21 protein-coding genes are annotated in these 18,270 nt (G+C 48.2%); 8 read left to right on the top strand and 13 right to left on the bottom strand.

Features of this window, described 5'->3' with window-relative positions:
• Positions 1 to 10: 10 nt before the first annotated feature.
• Positions 11 to 493: a hypothetical protein gene (locus tag KNP04_RS12065; protein ID WP_251129931.1), complete on the bottom strand. Its 483-nt coding sequence runs from the start codon at positions 491 to 493 to the stop codon at positions 11 to 13.
• Positions 486 to 761 (bottom strand): 4a-hydroxytetrahydrobiopterin dehydratase, encoded by a 276-nt coding sequence (locus KNP04_RS12060; protein WP_015880543.1) that lies wholly within the window; start codon positions 759 to 761, stop codon positions 486 to 488. The genes KNP04_RS12065 and KNP04_RS12060 overlap by 8 nt, the downstream gene beginning before the upstream one ends.
• Positions 762 to 901: 140 nt before the next feature.
• Here KNP04_RS12060 and KNP04_RS12055 point away from each other — a divergent pair, with 140 nt between their 5' ends.
• Together KNP04_RS12055 and KNP04_RS12050 are read left to right on the top strand one after the other, a co-directional pair.
• Positions 902 to 1,435, top strand: coding sequence for a cysteine hydrolase family protein (locus KNP04_RS12055; protein WP_074034315.1), 534 nt, complete (start codon positions 902 to 904; stop codon positions 1,433 to 1,435).
• Positions 1,436 to 1,457: 22 nt separating this feature from the next.
• Entirely contained in the window at positions 1,458 to 2,903 is a 1,446-nt protein-coding gene (locus KNP04_RS12050; RefSeq protein WP_214876387.1) for a nicotinate phosphoribosyltransferase, read from the top strand.
• A gap of 36 nt (positions 2,904 to 2,939) precedes the next feature.
• Here KNP04_RS12050 and KNP04_RS12045 read toward each other — a convergent pair whose 3' ends face one another.
• A complete protein-coding gene (locus tag KNP04_RS12045) occupies positions 2,940 to 3,242 on the bottom strand; it encodes a 7TM diverse intracellular signaling domain-containing protein (protein ID WP_031424443.1) in 303 nt (100 codons plus the stop codon).
• Positions 3,243 to 3,355: 113 nt separating this feature from the next.
• Between KNP04_RS12045 and KNP04_RS12040 the strand changes: the two genes are divergently transcribed.
• Complete coding sequence (locus KNP04_RS12040) at positions 3,356 to 3,829, top strand: YwpF-like family protein (protein ID WP_214696006.1); 474 nt, start codon at positions 3,356 to 3,358, stop codon at positions 3,827 to 3,829.
• A 75-nt stretch (positions 3,830 to 3,904) separates the two neighbouring features.
• Here the strand turns inward: KNP04_RS12040 and KNP04_RS12035 are convergent, their stop codons facing one another.
• The 3 genes from KNP04_RS12035 to KNP04_RS12025 all read right to left on the bottom strand — a co-directional run bounded on the left by KNP04_RS12035 (position 3,905) and on the right by KNP04_RS12025 (position 5,990).
• A complete protein-coding gene (locus KNP04_RS12035; RefSeq protein ID WP_214876385.1) occupies positions 3,905 to 4,381 on the bottom strand; it encodes a DUF456 domain-containing protein in 477 nt (158 codons plus the stop codon).
• A gap of 10 nt (positions 4,382 to 4,391) precedes the next feature.
• Positions 4,392 to 4,991 (bottom strand): histidine phosphatase family protein, encoded by a 600-nt coding sequence (locus KNP04_RS12030; RefSeq protein ID WP_214876383.1) that lies wholly within the window; start codon positions 4,989 to 4,991, stop codon positions 4,392 to 4,394.
• 63 nt (positions 4,992 to 5,054) lie between these two features.
• Positions 5,055 to 5,990 (bottom strand): alpha/beta hydrolase, encoded by a 936-nt coding sequence (locus KNP04_RS12025; protein WP_074034302.1) that lies wholly within the window; start codon positions 5,988 to 5,990, stop codon positions 5,055 to 5,057.
• A 173-nt stretch (positions 5,991 to 6,163) separates the two neighbouring features.
• Between KNP04_RS12025 and KNP04_RS12020 the strand changes: the two genes are divergently transcribed.
• On the top strand, positions 6,164 to 7,168 hold the full coding sequence (locus KNP04_RS12020; protein WP_214876381.1) for a metal ABC transporter solute-binding protein, Zn/Mn family: 1,005 nt from the start codon (positions 6,164 to 6,166) through the stop codon (positions 7,166 to 7,168).
• A gap of 38 nt (positions 7,169 to 7,206) precedes the next feature.
• Here the strand turns inward: KNP04_RS12020 and KNP04_RS12015 are convergent, their stop codons facing one another.
• The 5 genes from KNP04_RS12015 to KNP04_RS11995 all read right to left on the bottom strand — a co-directional run bounded on the left by KNP04_RS12015 (position 7,207) and on the right by KNP04_RS11995 (position 12,661).
• On the bottom strand, positions 7,207 to 7,653 hold the full coding sequence (locus tag KNP04_RS12015) for a hypothetical protein (RefSeq protein ID WP_214876379.1): 447 nt from the start codon (positions 7,651 to 7,653) through the stop codon (positions 7,207 to 7,209).
• A 53-nt stretch (positions 7,654 to 7,706) separates the two neighbouring features.
• Positions 7,707 to 8,162: a DUF1877 family protein gene (locus tag KNP04_RS12010; protein WP_214876377.1), complete on the bottom strand. Its 456-nt coding sequence runs from the start codon at positions 8,160 to 8,162 to the stop codon at positions 7,707 to 7,709.
• A gap of 84 nt (positions 8,163 to 8,246) precedes the next feature.
• The gene (locus tag KNP04_RS12005; protein WP_214876375.1) at positions 8,247 to 9,692 is read right to left on the bottom strand and encodes an alanine/glycine:cation symporter family protein; all 1,446 of its coding nucleotides are present in this window, start codon (positions 9,690 to 9,692) and stop codon (positions 8,247 to 8,249) included.
• A 201-nt stretch (positions 9,693 to 9,893) separates the two neighbouring features.
• Positions 9,894 to 12,359, bottom strand: a complete 2,466-nt coding sequence (locus KNP04_RS12000) for a CoA-disulfide reductase (RefSeq protein WP_214876373.1) — start codon at positions 12,357 to 12,359, stop codon at positions 9,894 to 9,896.
• Positions 12,356 to 12,661 (bottom strand): rhodanese-like domain-containing protein, encoded by a 306-nt coding sequence (locus KNP04_RS11995; RefSeq protein ID WP_214695982.1) that lies wholly within the window; start codon positions 12,659 to 12,661, stop codon positions 12,356 to 12,358. Before KNP04_RS11995 ends, KNP04_RS12000 begins: the two co-directional genes overlap by 4 nt.
• 278 nt (positions 12,662 to 12,939) lie before the next feature.
• On the opposite strand from KNP04_RS11995, the gene KNP04_RS11990 reads away from it, so the two are divergent.
• The 4 genes from KNP04_RS11990 (at position 12,940) to KNP04_RS11975 (ending at position 15,244) form a co-directional block, all read left to right on the top strand.
• Entirely contained in the window at positions 12,940 to 13,206 is a 267-nt protein-coding gene (locus tag KNP04_RS11990; RefSeq protein ID WP_214695974.1) for a metal-sensitive transcriptional regulator, read from the top strand.
• Between the two features lie 67 nt (positions 13,207 to 13,273).
• Positions 13,274 to 13,705, top strand: a complete 432-nt coding sequence (locus tag KNP04_RS11985) for a type III secretion system chaperone family protein (RefSeq protein WP_015880528.1) — start codon at positions 13,274 to 13,276, stop codon at positions 13,703 to 13,705.
• 88 nt (positions 13,706 to 13,793) lie between these two features.
• Positions 13,794 to 14,738, top strand: a complete 945-nt coding sequence (locus KNP04_RS11980; protein ID WP_214876371.1) for a DUF4003 family protein — start codon at positions 13,794 to 13,796, stop codon at positions 14,736 to 14,738.
• Between the two features lie 50 nt (positions 14,739 to 14,788).
• On the top strand, positions 14,789 to 15,244 hold the full coding sequence (locus KNP04_RS11975; RefSeq protein ID WP_214876369.1) for a hypothetical protein: 456 nt from the start codon (positions 14,789 to 14,791) through the stop codon (positions 15,242 to 15,244).
• A 10-nt stretch (positions 15,245 to 15,254) separates the two neighbouring features.
• Here KNP04_RS11975 and KNP04_RS11970 read toward each other — a convergent pair whose 3' ends face one another.
• Positions 15,255 to 15,887 carry a YitT family protein gene (locus tag KNP04_RS11970; protein WP_214876367.1) on the bottom strand — a complete coding sequence of 211 codons (633 nt, stop codon included), beginning with the start codon at positions 15,885 to 15,887 and terminating at the stop codon, positions 15,255 to 15,257.
• Positions 15,888 to 16,135: 248 nt separating this feature from the next.
• Complete coding sequence (locus tag KNP04_RS11965; protein WP_214876365.1) at positions 16,136 to 18,259, bottom strand: MMPL family transporter; 2,124 nt, start codon at positions 18,257 to 18,259, stop codon at positions 16,136 to 16,138.
• Positions 18,260 to 18,270 lie beyond the last annotated feature (11 nt).

The following is an 18,270-nucleotide window of genomic DNA, read 5'->3' as shown; positions in this document are numbered from 1 at the left end:
TTATCTTTTATTATAGATTATCTGACTCGGTGACGACATAGTGTTTTATAACAGGACCTGCACCGCGCTGTTCGACCGCCCGTTTCAGACGATCTTCAAGCACCGCGTAGTCCGCTGTATCTCGGAAGTGTTTCCCACCAGATGTGAATTGAATGAATACGACCGCATGATTGTCGTCCGGGTCGACACCTAGACGATACGCCGAAAACCCATCATGTCCGACCCCGAGCGGCGCCTTTTCCGTCAACAACTGATGAAACAGGAGCGAACGGGCATTTTCATCCGTTGGCACATTCGCATATAAAATATTTCCTTTTTTGACGAATTCGCCAGATGCCTCTTCAATCTCAAACACTTTTCCACTTTTGAACGGAGATTTATCTCCTTCTGCAAGCAGAATCGTTTCATGTCCATTTGCCGCGACCACGCCCGGTTCTTTCCGGAGACGCTCGGCCACACTACCTGACGCGAAGGTCATATACAGTTTAGACAAGCTCCTCACACCCTTTCGCGAGTGTGATGTCTTTCTCCGTGATGCCCCCTTCGTCATGGGTCGATACGGTCAATGTTACGTTCCGATACTCGATCAAGATATTTGGATGATGATCGAGCGATTCAGCCAAATCCGCTACGAGATGGACGAACTGGATGGCTTCCGGGAACGTCTCAAGCCGATATGTCTTCTGAATCTCCCCGTTCACTTCTTCCCAACCGTTTAAACGTGACAGTTCATCTGTCAATTCACTTTGTGATAATACCATCGTCACAATCCCCTTTCCCTATACAGTCTACTGTCTTATTCTACCCAAACCGGAGAAAAATAATCTTCCGCGCATGATGTATAATGATTTAGAATGAGATGGATAGCCATCATTTTGATTACGAGAGAGGAGCATCTCCCATGCGCGCATTGATTGTTATAGATTATACATTTGATTTTATCGCAGACAGTGGTCGTTTGACTTGTGGGAAACCCGGGCAAGAGATTGAAGAACGGATTGTCGAGTTGATCAAAACGTTCTCGACCGAGGATTATGTCGTCATCGCGAACGATGTCCATGATGCAGGCGACACGTTCCATCCTGAAACGACGTTGTTCCCGCCTCACAATATTCGTGGGACGGAAGGTCGTGAATTGTATGGTGCGGTGAAAGAAGCATCCAAAACAGCCGACCATTGGATCGACAAGACACGGTACAGTGCGTTTGCCGGAACAGACCTTGACCTTCGTCTTCGGGAACGTGGGATTACAGAAGTTCATCTTGTCGGTGTCTGCACCGACATTTGTGTGCTCCATACAGCCGTAGATGCCTACAACCTCGGTTATCAAATCGTCGTCCACGCCGATGCCGTCCAAAGCTTCAACCCGGTCGGTCATGAATGGGCGCTCGAACATTTCGTCACGACTCTCGGTGCGACCGTCGTCGGAAAGTGACGTAAAACAGAAAGGAAAACATATGTTACATCGCAATTTAGCACTTCACACAGACCTTTATCTCCCACGCTGGATGTATATCTACTGGAAGCAAGGTCGCCATAACGAAAAGGTCGTCTTTGACCTCTATTACCGCTCGAACCCGTTCAGCGGTGGCTATGTCGTCTTCGCCGGACTCGAAAACATTGTCCACTACTTGGAGAACGTCTCGTTCACAGAAGAGGATATCGCTTATTTAAAAGCGCAGCTCGGCTTCGAAGACGAATTCGAAGATGTGTTACGAAACTTTAAGTTCACTGGTTCACTATATAGTGTCCGTGAAGGAGAGGTCATCTTCCCACACGAGCAAGTCGTCCGAATCGAATCGACCATCTTTGAGGCAAAACTTTTCCAAACAGCGCTACTCAATATCGCGAACCACGAATCACTCATCGCGACGAAGTATGCCCGGATTCGTCAGGCCGCTCCGAATGAGACACTTCTCGAAGGAGGAGCACGTCGCGCACAAGGCGTCGATGCCGCCTATTACGGGACACGCGCCGCTTATATCGCTGGCTTTGACGTGACGAGTCTCGTTTCTGCCGGACGTGATTTCGACGTGCCTACAGGAGGGACAATGGAACATGCGGACATTCAGTTCCATGATGATGAATTGAGTGCATTCCGTTCGTTCGCCGAGATGTATCCGGACAACACAAGTCTCCTGATTGATACGTATGACACACTTAAATCCGGTCTTCCGAACGCGATCACGGTGGCAAAAGAACTCGAAGTGAAAGGGCACCGCCTCAAGTCTGTACGACTCGATTCGGGTGACCTCGCTTATCTGTCAAAACGTGCTCGGAAAGCGTTGAATGAAGCCGGTCTCGACTATGTCAAAATCGTCGTATCTGGTGATTTAGATGAATACGTCATTCAAGACTTACGCATGCAAGGTGCAGAAGCCGATACGTTCCTCGTCGGGACGCGTGGAATCACGGCTTACGAACAACCTGCGCTCGGCATGGTCTATAAATTGGTCGCTCGTGAGGGTGAATCCGGAGAATTAAAACCGGTCATCAAAGTGTCTTCTTCTAAAGTGAAGACGACGACCCCTCATAAAAAAGAGTTGTACCGCATTATCGATAAGGAGACGAAAAAGTTCAAAGGGGACTATATCGCCCTTGCCGACGAACCCGTCGAATCGTATAGCGAAATCGACTTGATTGACGTCCGCGACCCTGCCTTCAAAATCAAGACGCGCAATTTTAACGTCAAACGGTTGTTGCAACCGATTTTCCTCGACGGAAAACGTGTATACGACCTTCCAAGCACGACCGAGATTCGCGCGTACCATCATGAACAGATGAACGGACTTTGGGAAGAGTATAAGCGCCTCCGTTTGCCGGAAGTGTACTCGGTGACGTTCAGTAAACCACTATGGGATTTAAAACTCGATATGATTCGCAAAACGCGAGTACCGAAATAAAAAAACGGTTGTGGGTACATTCCCACAACCGTTTGCTTATACCATCGTCATCTCGCCTGCTTGGCTTTGATCTTCTTTTCTCCGAAAGTAAAGCGCCATCGACAAAGAGAGCAATATCAAGACAAAATAGACGGTTCGTTGCCAAAACGTCGCTTCGGTGTCCCCTTGGAACAGTGCAATGATATAATCGCTCCCACTGACTAAAAATAGTCCGGCAAGCAAAAGAAAGATTCGATAGCCGGCCCGACTCCGCTCCCGTTTCACTTTGAAGAAAAGGACACCATAGTAGACGATCGCGAGAATCGTCACATACCCGATTACGCCAACAACCCAACTCATCTTGATGCCTCCCTCACTCTCTATTTTTCTGTTTCTTCCCCGTTATCTTAACACATTCTATTCGTCAGACTATGTTAAGATGGTCTAAAGAAAACGCGGAAAGGAACGATCCTATGAAAACGTTTCGCCTCGTCCAAGTCCGTCTCGTTCAAGACGAGTACGGCAATGAACTAAATTTACCAATCGATTTGCTCGACGGGTTGATCATCTCGAAAGAACATGATTCAGAATGGTTGCTCGAGATGCTCGTGCCGACCGAATCGGCCGTCACCCTTCACCATTACTTAAACAAACGAATCCTCATCCTCGCTGAAGCCATCATCACATCTCCGACGAATGCGCCCGCCGCACTCGCCTTGACCTTCACGAGTGAACGAGCCTTGAGCGATCACCATACGTTCGTCGCCGAAGGACTCATGTTGAATCCAAAACAAGATGCGACGAAACAAGTGCTCGACTCTCTCATTCAAGAAGGGGTAGCCACGTCGAATTTGAAACCCGCCTTTTTCGAGAAGAAAGTGGAAATCCAACAATCGTTCAGTCGCTCTGCCTTCAATCAATTGGTCAAAACCGGGTCATTCGAGTAATCGAATGGCCTTGTTTTTTCTTTCCCCAAAATGATTCCCCTCTCAAACAAAAAAGACGGAGAAAGGATCCCCGCCTCACACATAGATAAAGAACAAGATGACCATCATCGTCATTCCAATCACTTTTAAGAGCGTGCTGCCGAGAAACGCGAGAACCGTTCCGACACCGATGCTCCATGCTTCACGTGTTGTCTTCCCGAGTGTCAATTCCGCTAAAAATGCGAAGACAAATGGGAAGATGAGGACCCCGACGAGCGGGAAGATGAACGGTCCAGCAATCAAGCCAATGGTTGCGCCCCATTTCGCTCGTTCTGATCCCCCACGTTTATCCACTGTAGCTCTGGTGACAACGTAGTCCACCATAAACAAGAAGATGAGGAAGACTGACTGCCATACCCAGAATGTCCAGGTCAACGGCTCAAATGAAAAGCCAAATCCGTAAATCATGTATCCGATAAACAAGAACAAGACGCTCGGGATGACCGGGTAAATGAGTCCGGCAAAAGCAACCACAAATGATGCGATGATGAATACCCATAGTAAGGTCGTCATGACAGTCTCCTCATTTCATGATGGCCGGATCAGTGATATGATCAGCAACATTAATCGCCTTCACCTCAAACTGGCCATGTTGATGGATGATATAGTTCGAGCAGGCGTTTCGCATCGCATGGCGGAACGTATACGTGTCATCGATTGCAGAGAGCGCCGCTTTAATCGCATGCGAATGGCAGACGACAATGATCCGTTTCCCGGGATACATCTCTACCAAATGTTCCATTCCTTCTAGGACACGAGCACGCATCTCATCCTCTGACTCGAGACCCGGAACACGGCTCTGATCATCTGCCTGCACCGCTTCATAAATACCTTTCACCGGTTGTCCGGAGGCTGCTCCAAACTCGCGTTCAATAAATCGCTCGTCCAATCGAATCGCATCATGCTCGATTCCACAGGCTGTCGCAATTGCCTGTGCTGTATGGACCGCACGCGTTAATGGACTAGAAACGATGAAATCCCATGTTTCTTGACCCAAAAAAGCTGCACTCTCTTCTGCCTGTTGGCGTCCGAGTGCATTCAACGGATTGTCTTCACGTCCTTGAATGATTTCTAAACGATTCCAATCGGTCTGACCGTGTCTAACTAAACATAACTCTGTCACTGCTTCCACTCCTTACTCTTTCAATCATCCCCCATCGTACCATCTTCCCTAAAAATCGCAACTTCAGACAAGGCATTCGTCAATGAAACGATTGATCCGCGCCATCAACTGCTCTTCTTTGATCGGGTTGTCCGATTGTAGGAAACTCGCAAGCGAATGTGTCCCATTCGGAAACGAGATGAGCTGAACGTTCGCGCCGACATCACTCGCATGTTCGACGAAGTGAAGCGCTTGACCGAACGGCACAATTGGGTCTTTCTTTCCGTGTAACAGTAAAATAGGTGGGGCATCGGCATATAAATGGGAGACTGGTGAGCATTTTACCATCAGTTCACGCCATTCTTCACGGCTTCCCTCGTAAAACTTCAAATGAGCTAGCCATGTTTGAATGAATTTGAACAACAAAAAGTTCGTCGGTGGATATAAGGCGATAACTCCTTTGATTGTCGGAAGGTCATCCCCGAGTTCCCCTACAAATTGTTTGTGACGATCAAGCGCAGTCGCGAGCATTAAAGCTGCTCCAGCAGAGTCGCCCCACACGAGTAACTGACTCGTATCGAGGGTGAGCAATGATTCATGCTGTTTTAAATAGCTAAGCGCATCGGAGACGTCGATGATATTGTCAGGGAAATACACCCCATCTTCAAATAGACGGTAATCGATACTGACGACGGCGATCCCTTTCCCCAAAAAGTGATCGAGTAACGGATGGAACAGCGTAACCATGCTACGGCTCCCTCTCACAAATGCTCCTCCATGTGCATAGACCGCTACCGGGAACGGTCCCTCCCCTGGCGGGAGATACAAATCAAATTGGAGCGGACGATCATTAACAATTTTATACGTATACGTGTGGCGCCGGCGTGTTGTCGGTCGAATCGGCAATTCGGGCTCTTGCCATCTGACAAGTGATCCGTACTGACTCCACACGCTAGCCCCGGCTGCCGTCGCCGCAGCAAGTGCCGCGCCCCCGACAAACCAGGCAGTCTCCTTTCTCATACAATCCACTCCTCGTTCCTTTTTTAAATCATATTCCCGCTTTTTTCAAAAATCTATCCATCAGAAGTCGGACTTGACGTGCTCCGAAGGTCACACTATAATATTACTCGCAGTCATAAAACGTAACAGTTACGATTTAATATTCAGATAATTTGAAAGGTGGACGATAAAAGATGAAGAAGACTTGGCTAGGCGCTGTCGCAGCCGGCACGCTTTTGCTTGGCGCGTGTGGGAATACCGAAGGAGACAATGCATCCGAATCGACAGATGATCAACTGACCGTCTACGCTTCGACTTTTGCCTTAAAATCAATAGCAGAGGAAATCGGTGGTGACCGCGTCAATGTGGAAATGGTGATCCCACCTGGAGCAGACCCGCACACATATGAGCCGACTTCAAAGCAGATGACTCAAATTGCAGAAGCGGATCTCTTTTTGACAATCGGTCATGACCTCGAACCTTACGTCGAGTCCATGGAGAAGAGCTTGGAAGGACAAAACGTCGCTTTCGTCAAAACGGCAGAGGACGTGACGTTGCTTGATTCAGCAGATACCGTCCATGTTCATGGCGAAGATGGACATTCTGAAGATGAACACGATCATGAGGAGGACGGACATGCGAACGAAGAAGAAACACATGCCGAAGATGATCATGGTCACGGACAATATGACCCCCACGTTTGGCTTGACCCGATGAACGCCGTTTCAATGGCAGAAGCGGTAGAAGCAGCTTTCAGCGAAGAAGCGCCGGACTATAAAGACGAGTTCTCAGAACGGTTGAGTGTATTTAAAGACGAAGCGAATGCCCTCGATGCTGAGTTAAAAGCAGCCGTCGAGAACGGTTCGAAGTCAGAGTTGCTCGTCACACACGCAGCATACGGCTATTTGGCTGAACGATATGGTTTCGATCAGTTGCCAATCGCCGGACTCACACCTTCTGAAGAACCATCACAACAAGCCCTCAAACGAATCATTGAAGAGGCTCGTCTCCACGACTTGAACTATATTGCCTTTGAAGACACGGTCACACCGAAAGTGGCTGAGGTCGTGAAGCAAGAAATCGGCGCAGAGAGCGTGACGATTTATAACTTGGAATCTGTCACAAAAGAACAGATGGATAAGAGCTATTTTGACTTGATGCGTGAAAACGTCAAGGCACTCGAGACAGCTTTGAAATAATCAAAATCCCGAAACGAACGGATTCGTTTCGGGATTTTTTATACTTCGATCCGACGGTCTAGCGTTTTCATCGTCACGAAAAGAAGAAGTAGTAGTGACACAATCACACTCATCATCCATACATCTTCATGCATGAAGGATGACCACTCCCAGTTGTCCGTGCTCAGTCCGAACCACGCTTGACTAACGCCCACTCCAATCAGTCCGAATAGAGTAAACCGAAACCATGTCATCTGCGGGACGAACCGTTTGCTGACGAAGTAACTATTCAACACCAAAAGACTAACGTAAGCGATGAACAGCAAACTCCACGCTGTGTCAAATAGGGTCGGTACTGTTCCGCCCGCTACAGCATACCCCCACGTCACCAAGAATACGATGAATAAGATGAGCGTGATGCGATAAAGCGACACACTTTTCGTTTGATAGGCGAGAAACGGGTTGACGAGAATACCAAGCCAGATGAGTGTGCCGAACACGTCCATGATCGAATCCCCTTTTATCCATTTTTTTACATTATACCATGGTGGATTCATCTTTACTCATAATAAATGAGGACGAGTTCTTCTTGGGATGCGGCCGTCTCACAGAACTCTTGCAACCTTGTCCAATCTTCCCAAATCGTCTCAAACTCATCTTTCGGTACGAGTGCCATATCTTTCACATCATCCCGTCCGAACGCATGCAATGTGTCTTTGACGATGTGAAGTAGCTGTGGGGTCAAAATCCCGACCACGACCGCCTGTGCTTCATTCACAATCAACTCCTCGCCAACGAGCGCCATTTCCATATTGTATGTGTCAGCCCCATCGATATACACCTCGATTTGACTGAGCACGCGTTGAAACGATTCGACATTTGAGAGCGTTAACGTGTCGTCCCGATTACGGTATTGCTCATGCATATGAATCAACCAGTCTAAAATCATCTCCGGATCTTGATTAAATGACACCCAAACTTCTGGGGAAACACGTACATAATGCGTCGTCTCCATACATGAACGCCCCCTTTTTATGACATTACCCGTCTTGTATACGTAAAAAAACCGCCTACGTGAATTCGTAGACGGTTCCATTCATCAAGAACGACTTGTTCCTGTTTTTTGTTCTTCCGTTTCGCTTTCCCAAGCTTCTACATACTCACGACCTGGAAGGTTTTCTACCGAGTCGACATAGAAGACCGGATCTTGTCCTGCCCGACGCTGTGACAAGTAGTCGTCAAGAACGGCTCGAGCCACTTTCGCCAAGCGGAAGATTGCGTACAAGTTGACGAGAGCCATGAGACCCATGAACACATCAGCAATCGACCAGACGAGGCCGGCAGAGCGAACCGCACCAAACAAGACCATTCCGACAACACCGATCCGATAGAGCGTGACGTAGATTTTTTTATCCGAGATGAACTGAATGTTCGTCTCACCGTAGTAATAGTTTCCAAGAATCGAACTGAATGCGAACAAGAAGATCGCAATCGTCAAGAACGATGTCGCGACCGAACCGACTTCTGCCGTCAATGCAGCTTGCGTCAATTCGACACCACCGAACGATTCTGAACCGGCAACACCTGAAATCAAGATGATCATTGCTGTCGACGTACAAACGAGCAATGTATCAACAAATACGCTGAACGATTGAATCAAACCTTGTTTGACAGGGTGTGAAACTTCCGCTGTCGCAGCGGCGTTCGGCGCAGAACCCATACCTGCTTCGTTCGAGAAGAGACCACGACGAATCCCTTGGAGTACCATCGCACCGATTGCACCACCAAAGAGTTGCTCAATTCCAAGAACTCCTTCTGAGAAGATGAGGCTGAAGACGTCTGGTAAGAGGGATACGTTTGTCACCATGATCCAAATCGCGAGTAAAATATAGCCACCCGCCATGACCGGAACGATAATACTCGACAAGAGCGCAATCGATTGAATCCCACCGAATACGACCACCGCCGTAATGATAGCGAGGACAACCCCGACGACTGTCGTGCTGATGCCGAACTGGTTACTCACAGAAAGTGAAATCGTGTTCGACTGAACAGAGTTGAACGCGAATCCGAATGAGAACGTGATTAAAATCGCGAACAAGACACCGAGCCAACGTTGACCGAGCGCACGCTCCATATAGTAAGCCGGACCTCCGCGCCATGTGCGTCCGTCACGAATCTTATACACTTGTGCCAATGTACTTTCGACAAATGCAGAAGCTGCTCCAATCAAAGCGATGAGCCACATCCAAAAGACCGCCCCTGGGCCACCTAGCGCAATCGCTGTCGCCACACCGGCAATGTTCCCTGTTCCGACACGTGCTGCCGTCCCGATTGCGAACGCTTGGAACGAAGACACTTGGCCTTTCTCACGAGCTGTCCCTTCTTTGAACAAAAGGCGGAACATCTCAGGAATCATGCGGAACTGAACAAAGCCCATACGGACCGTGAAATAAATACCTAATGCGACAAGAACAACGATGAGCACTTGCGACCATAATAAATCGTTCGCTTGTGAAACGAGGTTCTCTACAAATTTCTCCATACTAATCCTCCATCATTCTAAAAATCTCAACAGAAAAAGTCATGTTAACTTTTTTAACATGACTAGAATTATAGGTAAATTATACGAAAATTGCAATATGAATTCGTTTTCTTGCTTATAAGGTCTTCCTTCGGTTTGTATCTCACCAACAAAAAACGAATCGGATTGCCCATCGCAACCCGATTCGCTATACAGTTTCATTTAGATAAAGAGGTTTAAGTTGCCGCCCTCTGCTGCACCGAGATACGCCGCAACACCACCAAGGTCGACCCCATCGATCAACTCTTCTTCTTTAATGCCCATGACGTCCATTGACATCGTGCAGGCTACCATTTTTACGCCTGCCTCTTGAGCTGACTTGATCATTTCTTCGACAGAAGGGACGTTTTTGTCGCTCATGACTTTCTTCATCATTTTTTGACCGACACCACCGAAGTTCATGTTCGAAAGTGGAAGTTCACCGGCATGTCCTGGCATCATCATGCCAAACATTTTCTCAAGACCTTGTTTCTTCACTTCCGGTGCGTCCGGTTTGCGGATGACATTGAGTCCCCAGAACGTGAAGAACATCGTTACTTCTTTCCCCATCGCTGCAGCACCTTGCGCAATAATCAGAGATGCGAGTGCACGGTCAAGATCTCCGCTGAAGACGACCATTGATGCACCGTCTCCTGCTGGAGCGCCCGCTTGTGGTGCAGCCGGACCTTGTCCTTTTTGAAGAATCGCTTCAACACGTCCGTTAATGAATTGTTTCGAGACGAGTTTGTTACCTGTCTTCTTCGCCCACGCTTCGATATCGGCGAAGAACCCTGGGTCACTTGCGAGGACGCGAAGCGTTTCGCCTTCTCCAAGCTCTGCAACTTTTTTATTCACTTCTAAAATTGGTCCCGGGCATTGTAGACCACATGTGTCTAACATGACCGCTTCACCGATTGGTGCGTTCGTCATTTGTGTTGGCTCCTCTTCTACAACGGTAGCCGCTGTTTCATTTGATGTGTTCGCTTCTTCAAGAGCCTCGAAATCACGATTGATTTGTGACCATGTTTTATAGCCACCGCTCAAGTTTTTCACCTTGAAGCCATTTTGACGCAAGATGCGTGATGCGAGATATCCACGAAGACCGACTTGGCACGTCACATAAATCGTTTCGTTTCGGTCATAGTTGTCTAAGTTTTCACGTAACGAGTTGAGTGGGACGTTGATCGATCCTGGAATCTTCCCAAGTTCATGTTCTGATTCATCACGAACGTCAAGTAACGTCGCTCCGTTCTTCACGAGCTCATCGATTTCATCCCAATGCACGACTTCGTTATCACCAAGTACGACGTTAGAAGCGACATACCCAATCATGTTGACGGGATCTTTCGCCGAGCTGAACGGTGGTGCATAACTGAGTTCAAGGTCAGGCAGGTCTAGGACCGTCAAACCACCTTTCATCGCTGTCGCAATGACGTCGATTCGCTTGTCGACTCCGTTGATCCCGACACCTTGTGCACCGTAAATCTCACCCGTTGTTGGGTGGAATAAGAGTTTGAGTGACACCGGTGTCGATCCTGGATAGTATCCGGCGTGCGAACCCGGGTGTACGTGAACAGCTTCATACGTCTTACCGGCTGCTTTCAAACGTTTCTCGTTCCAACCAGTCGATGCGACCGTCATATCAAACACTTTCGCAATTCCTGTTCCCATTGTTCCGTTATATTTCACGTCACGACCGTTAATGATGTCGGCAACGAGACGACCTTGACGGTTCGCTGGCCATGCGAGTGGGACGACAGTTGGCTCTTGGAAGACATAGTCGAGCACTTCGACTGCATCTCCAATCGCGTAAATCGATGGATCAGATGTCATCATTTTTTCATTAACACGAATCGCACCGCGCGTACCTGTTTCAAGTCCCGCTTCACGCGCAATCGTCGACTCTGGTGTGACCCCAATGGACATGATGACCATGTCTGTATCGATGACACGACCACTCGTCAAATGAACTTTCTTCCCTTTTTCAGAGAATGAAGAAACGCCATCTGACAATTGAAGTTCGACGCCGTGAAGACGTAAATGTTCATGAATCGGTGCGACCATTTCACGGTCGAGTGGTGTCATGACTTGGTCTGCCATTTCAACGAGTGTCACATCCACCCCACGCTCACGTAAGTTTTCTGCCATCTCAATCCCGATGAAGCCCCCACCAATTACAGTCGCGTGTTTTGGTGCTTTGTCATCGACATAGCCACGGATTTTATCTGTATCTGGAATGTTACGAAGTGTGAAGATGTCTTCTGCCTCGTCGATTCCAGGGATGTTTGGACGAATCGGCTTCGCTCCTGGTGAAAGGATGAGGACATCGTATGACTCATCGTACGTTTCGCCTGTTTGAACATGCTTCACCGTCACTGTTTTCTCGTCACGGTTGATGTTAACGACTTCCGTTAAATTACGGATATCGAGTTGGAAACGTTTGTTCATCCCTTCAACCGTTTGGACGAGCAATTTTTGACGATCTTGAATGACGTCCCCGATGTAATATGGAAGACCACAGTTAGCGAATGAAATGTATTCCCCACGGTCAAACATAACGATATGGTTTTCTTCATTTAAACGACGTAGTCGTGCAGCAGCAGATGCACCACCCGCTACCCCACCGACGATTACGATCTTTTTACTCATTGTCCATTTCCTCCTCTGACGACTTCTCCTGGCCAACTCATCAAGCCATCTTCTATATTGACCACTTTATAGCCTTTTGCCTCCATTTGCCAAGTCGCTTGCGTGCTGCGTGCACCAGAGCGGCAAAGGACGACATATTCTTCAGCAGGGTCGAGTGTGTCGATCCATGTTGTCATTTCTGATAACGGATAGTTTTTGGCACCTTCGATATGCGCTTCTTGAAACTCGTCGCGTTCACGAACGTCGACAATGTTTACAGGCACTTCAAAGTCCATTTGACGTTTTAAAGCAGATGCTTTCATCATTAATCTACCTTTCTATTTTCGATTCCATCTATACCATTCGGCTTGGTAGCTGGCGCTCAACAAAGTTTGTGATTCATTGAACATTTCGCTTCCACGTCATTAATATACCCCCTTAGGTATTAAAATGCAAGAAATAAGTTTGACGAAATGTAGAATTTTTCATCACACCTTCATAAAGTAGTTGATGCTCGACACATACTCCCCCATGTATTAAGATGAGCCTACACAAGAAATAGTTGGGTAACTGAACAATTTTTACTATAGAGGTGAAGGACATGGAACAGTATCAATACGACCCGAAAGTATTGAATCGTATGAAACGGGTAGAAGGGCAAATTCGCGCCATCATCCGCATGATGGAGGAAGGGAAAGAGTGTCGTGATGTCGTGACACAACTGAGCGCAGCACGTTCCGCACTCGACCGCGCCTCGACGATTATCGTGGCCAAGAACTTAGAACAGTGCATCATCACAGCGCAAGCGGATGGCGAAGATACGTCAGAAACGGTCGAAGAAGCCATTAAAATGTTGATGAAACGCTAGTTCCCCTTGCTTTCCCCGTCCAAATGGGGGAAAGTTAGAGTAACGACTTACTAAGGGGGATTTCCTTGTGAACTTCGAAGAAAAAGTAGAATCATTTAGAGCGCTCGCCGCTGAACGCAACATGACGTTCAAAGAGAGCGACACTGAAACGCACGTCACGTTTTTGACGCGTGAAACAACAAAATCCGGGGCTCAGCCCGTTATGATTATCGCTTTTAACAAAAAGACGACAGACGCTGAGTTATACGCTGCGACCGTCACGCACGTCCCAGACTATGTAGAAGACTTACCGATTCTAAATGCCTTGAACGAGTTCAACCAGGAGTTCAAATACTTCCGTTGCGTACTCGACAGCGATCGTGATGTCACACTCGCATCAACACTCGACCTCGATCTCGGTTTCTCACCAGAGATTATCTTGCAACATTCATTCATGATGTTCCAAGCGGCCGACGAAGTGAACGAGTACATGCAAAAACTGTACACACAAGTACAATAATGAAAAGCCGTCCGGAACATTTCCGGACGGCTTTTTTGAAACATCTTCTTACTATAGCTCGTATGGTTGACCAAGGAGGAGATTCGATATGACACGTTATGAACGATATGTAGAGGCGTTAGATGCCATCAAGGAAGCGACCAAGTGGGAGTTGACGGATGACTTCCGGCGCTTGATGGCCATTCATTATGCGATTCACGACACCCCATTCGAGGCATCTCGATTTTCGAACGCACGCGATACATTGAAACAAAAAACGAAGATGTTTTCAAAGTTTAGGGGCAGTCAAAACCTCGTCTGGCTCTCTTTTCTCGATGCCAAGTATGAAGACATCGGGACCGCAATCGACGAGGCCCTTCGACTTGATACGTTACTCGACCGAAAGCATTTCCGTTTCAGTTCATTACGACCTTTTTTAGCGAATCAACTGATCAATGTAGAGGAACCTGAGCAACGACTCGATGAAGCGACTGACTTATATCAAACGTTCAAACAACACCATCCCTGGTTGACGAGCGAGGAAGACTTATTATCGGCACTCGTGCTCGTGCAAGCGTTTGACGACGTCATCGATTTGAACGAACGGATCGAGCAGCATTATACGTTATTGAAAGACCGACTACCGAAATCGAACGAACTGCAACTCGTCTCACATCTTTTGACATTCAGCGAGTCTGCACCAGAAGAAGCGGTCTCTCGACTGCTGGCATGGAAATCGCAGTTAGACGAAGTCCAACTATCCATTCGACGTGAGCATTTGCCCGCGCTCGCTTTACTGAGCATTGTCGCGGAACCGAATGCGGATGGCGTACACGCCATTCAAGAAATCGTGAATGCCGAAAAAGACAAACAGCGCTGGTTCAACACGCATAGCGTGCTTGTCGCCCTTCAACTCGTAGCCGCCGACCACATCACGGGAGAAGCGAATGATTTATTGCTACACGGTACCTTCGCCCACTTGCTAGCGATGCAACAAGCAATGACCGCTGCGACAACTGCCGCCGTCATTGCCAGTACTTCGTCCTCAAATTAAACAAGACAAATTGAAAGCATACAAAATGTTCCGCGAGGTGAGTTCTGACCATGTCTTTACTACCAAAAGATCGAAAGAGTCGGTTTATCTTCAAATGTGTCATCGGGATGAGTTTCATCCTACTCTTGATCGGTCGAAGCGAAGTCCCTCTACCGATTCACGCAACGACTTCTTTCGTTCCATTCGAGATTCATCCTCCTACGCACCTGCCTTTTGTCGCTGAGACCGAATATGCACATCTGGTCAGCCTAGGGCGGGTCGAGCTCGTCTATGAAAATGAAGAGGAGTCTATGAGCATATGGGCGACTACTGAACTCGGATGGCACCATGTCGAAGAGTGGGGACGGTACGCACAAACCGTTCAAGGTTCTCCTGTCTACCTCAATGAATCCGATGAACTCACTATTCTCAGCTGGCAACGAGAGGGCGTCGAATACGCAATCGACTACAAAGGACATCAACTTTCGAAGCAAGATTTGTTTGACATCGCCGCTTCGATGAACTAAAAAAACGATCTCACGCGAGATCGTTTTTTGGTGTCCAATTTGGTACGACAGGTGTCGCTTTCGGCTCATCGACGACAAGCATCTTGGTGACGACCCGTCCGGCGATTGACACCGCGACGAGCGTATACAATGCGTTCGATAATGGTAAATAAATGAGTGAAATCCCAAGGACGATCACATCAAAGATAATTAAAATCGTACCGACCGACACGCCTGTCCATTTCGATAATCCGAGGGCGAATAAGTCGTCGCCACCGGTCGCTCCGCCTGATTTCAAGACGAGACCGAGACCATATCCGGTCAATATCCCACTCGCGATGGCAGCGAATAACGTCGCTGGCCATACTTGAATATCAAACGTGAGCAAATCGAGACGGTCCCACATCGCATAACTGAGCGATAAGGACGAAGCGGCTAACACCGCCTGTCCGACAAAACGCCATCCTTTCCACCACAATGCGATGATAAAAAATGGGATGTCGAGCATGATCATCGAGATCGCCGGATCGATATCAAATAGATAGCGACCGAGTAGCGATAACCCGACGAATCCACCTTCCGCCAAACCAAACTGTTCATTCAAATAATAATAACCGAACGCCATGATCAGCGTTCCGAGCACTATGGTAGCAACTCGTTTCATTCCGATTGTCCTCCCCGTTCTTGACGGAGAGGAGGATCCTCAGTCGTAGCTGCGGTTCCATCTGTTCCATCTCCGATCTTCCGTTTGTTGATTGATACACGTCATGGTGATCATTCAACGCTAGAAGTCCGGAAGTTGGAACAGAGGCCACGTCCTCTCGGTATCCATAAAGACCTTCCTTTCTCAAATTGCGCGTAATCTTGTACGTAGTTTACCACACATTTTGATTCAGTTCATGAATTTTACCTTTAGTGCATGTTACGTTTCGGTAAATCTTTCTTACCGAACCACCACCAGTTCCAATCCCCAAACAGTTTCATAAGAGATGGAACGAGCAGGATTCGGATAATCGTCGCATCGATAAAGATGGCGAGGGCGATCCCAACACCGAGCTGTTTAATCGGGCTGACACCCGTAAAGGCAAACGCACCGGTCACGACAATCATGATGATGGCAGCCGAGGTAATGATTTTACTCGTTTTCGCCAGTCCCATCTCTGTCGCATAGTCATTGTCACCTGTCTCCCGGTAGTATTCCTCGATTCGTGAAACGAGGAACACCTCATAGTCCATCGACAATCCGAAGACGAGTGAGAAGATGAAGACCGGTGTCAAAATACTGATTGTCTCCGCGTCATACACATAGCCTGACTCAAAGATGATGACGAGTAAACCGAACGTTGCCCCGAGACCGAGTACATTCATGAGAATGGCTTTGATTGGAATCAAGATGGATCGGAATGCCCACATGAGGATGAAGAACGTCGCCAAAATGACGGTGATCACTGCATATGGGATGCTGTCGTAAATCTCATCATAAATCTCTTCGTTAAAAGCAGCCGGTCCACCGACCTCAAATCCCTGGTCTCGCCAATCACGAACAAATGCCTGTGCTTCTTTGTCACTCGGTGGTACATCGAAACTCACGTTGACGAGGGCGAGATCCGTATTCCCCTCAAGTGTGACGAGACGTTCAAGCGGAGCGAGTTGTTCCGGGGCCGCCTCCACGAGTTGCGTGAACGCTTCAGGCGTCAAACCGGACGTCGTCAAAAAGGTCGAGACGTTATCGACAATCCCTACTTCGTTTAACTCGTCCGTGAGCGTTGTCAGTTCTTCTAAAATCATCGGGTCCGTCAAATCATTCGCTTCGAACAAAATGACCGCATCAGTTGAGTTTTCCCCGAACACATCGTCAAATCGTTCAAGTGCCGCCCGTGATTCATACGAAGTCGGGAGCGCATCTGCGTCCGGAATGTTCAGCTCTAAGTCACGGACGAACCAAAGGCTCGGTAGCAGTAACAATAACGCGACGAGTGTCATCGTCACAGGGCGCTTCATGACGAAGCGGGCAAGCTTTTGCCAACGCTTTTCTGACTTCGTTTCGTCAGACTTGATGATCCGCCCTTTATTCAAGGCATCCCCGACTAAATACAGAGATGACGGCAAGAGTGTCAGTGCGGACAATACAGCCCCCGCGACGGCAATGAGCGCACCGAGCGCGACCGCCTGGAAGACATCGACCTGGATAAAGAGTAGACCGGCCAACCCGACAAAGACACATAATCCAGAGAAGAGGATTGAGCGTCCTGCCGTCGCCACCGTCCGGACGATGGCTTCTTCTCTCGATTGTCCACGCGTCAACTCTTCACGATACCGATTGACGAGGAGCAATGAGAAATCAATCCCGAGCGCAATGGCAATCATCGCCACGGCGTTCAAGACGAATATGGATAATTCCATGTTTTGCGCAAAAAAGAATAGAGAGCCTGCCGCTACGATGAACGTGATGAGTCCGACGAGCAACGGCATGAGTGCCGCGAGCGGCGTTCCGAAAACAAGTAACAATACGACGAGAGCAACCGGAATCCCGATCAATTCTGCTCGAATCAAGTCATTTTTCGACGCTTCGTTCAAGTCGTCTGCAAATACCGGTTCCCCAGTCAACCGCACTTCTGTATCCGTGTCTGTGATCAGGGCGTCACGAACCGCATCAATCGAAGATTCGGCTGCTTCATAGTCTTCAAATTCAAGCACAAAGTACGAGACGTCGCCTGAACGAGCATCTGGATTCTCGGATGGCGTAATGACACCATCAATCGACCGAATTGCCTCGAACCGTTCCTGTTGTTCGTCCATGACCGCTTCTATTTCTCCGCCTTCAAATAACACGATCATCGAGGCTCCGGCACGGTCAAACCGATCATTCAGCGTCTCCTCTACTTGTTGAAATCGCCCGTCTTGAATTGCGAAGCCGTTTCCTCTCAACTCACCCGGGAGCTGCAGTCCAAAATAGACCGACCCCGCAATTAAGATCGTCCAAATGAGTAGTACTCCATATCGAAAGCGAACCAACTGCCTACCTAACCATTCCATCTTTGTCACTC

Origin of the sequence: Exiguobacterium sp. CH10 (genome assembly GCF_018617635.1) — a bacterium.
Classification (GTDB): Bacteria; Bacillota; Bacilli; order Exiguobacteriales; family Exiguobacteriaceae; genus Exiguobacterium; species Exiguobacterium aestuarii_A.
The sequence above is the reverse complement of the archived record's forward strand: the minus strand, read 5'-3'. Positions and strand labels throughout refer to the sequence as shown.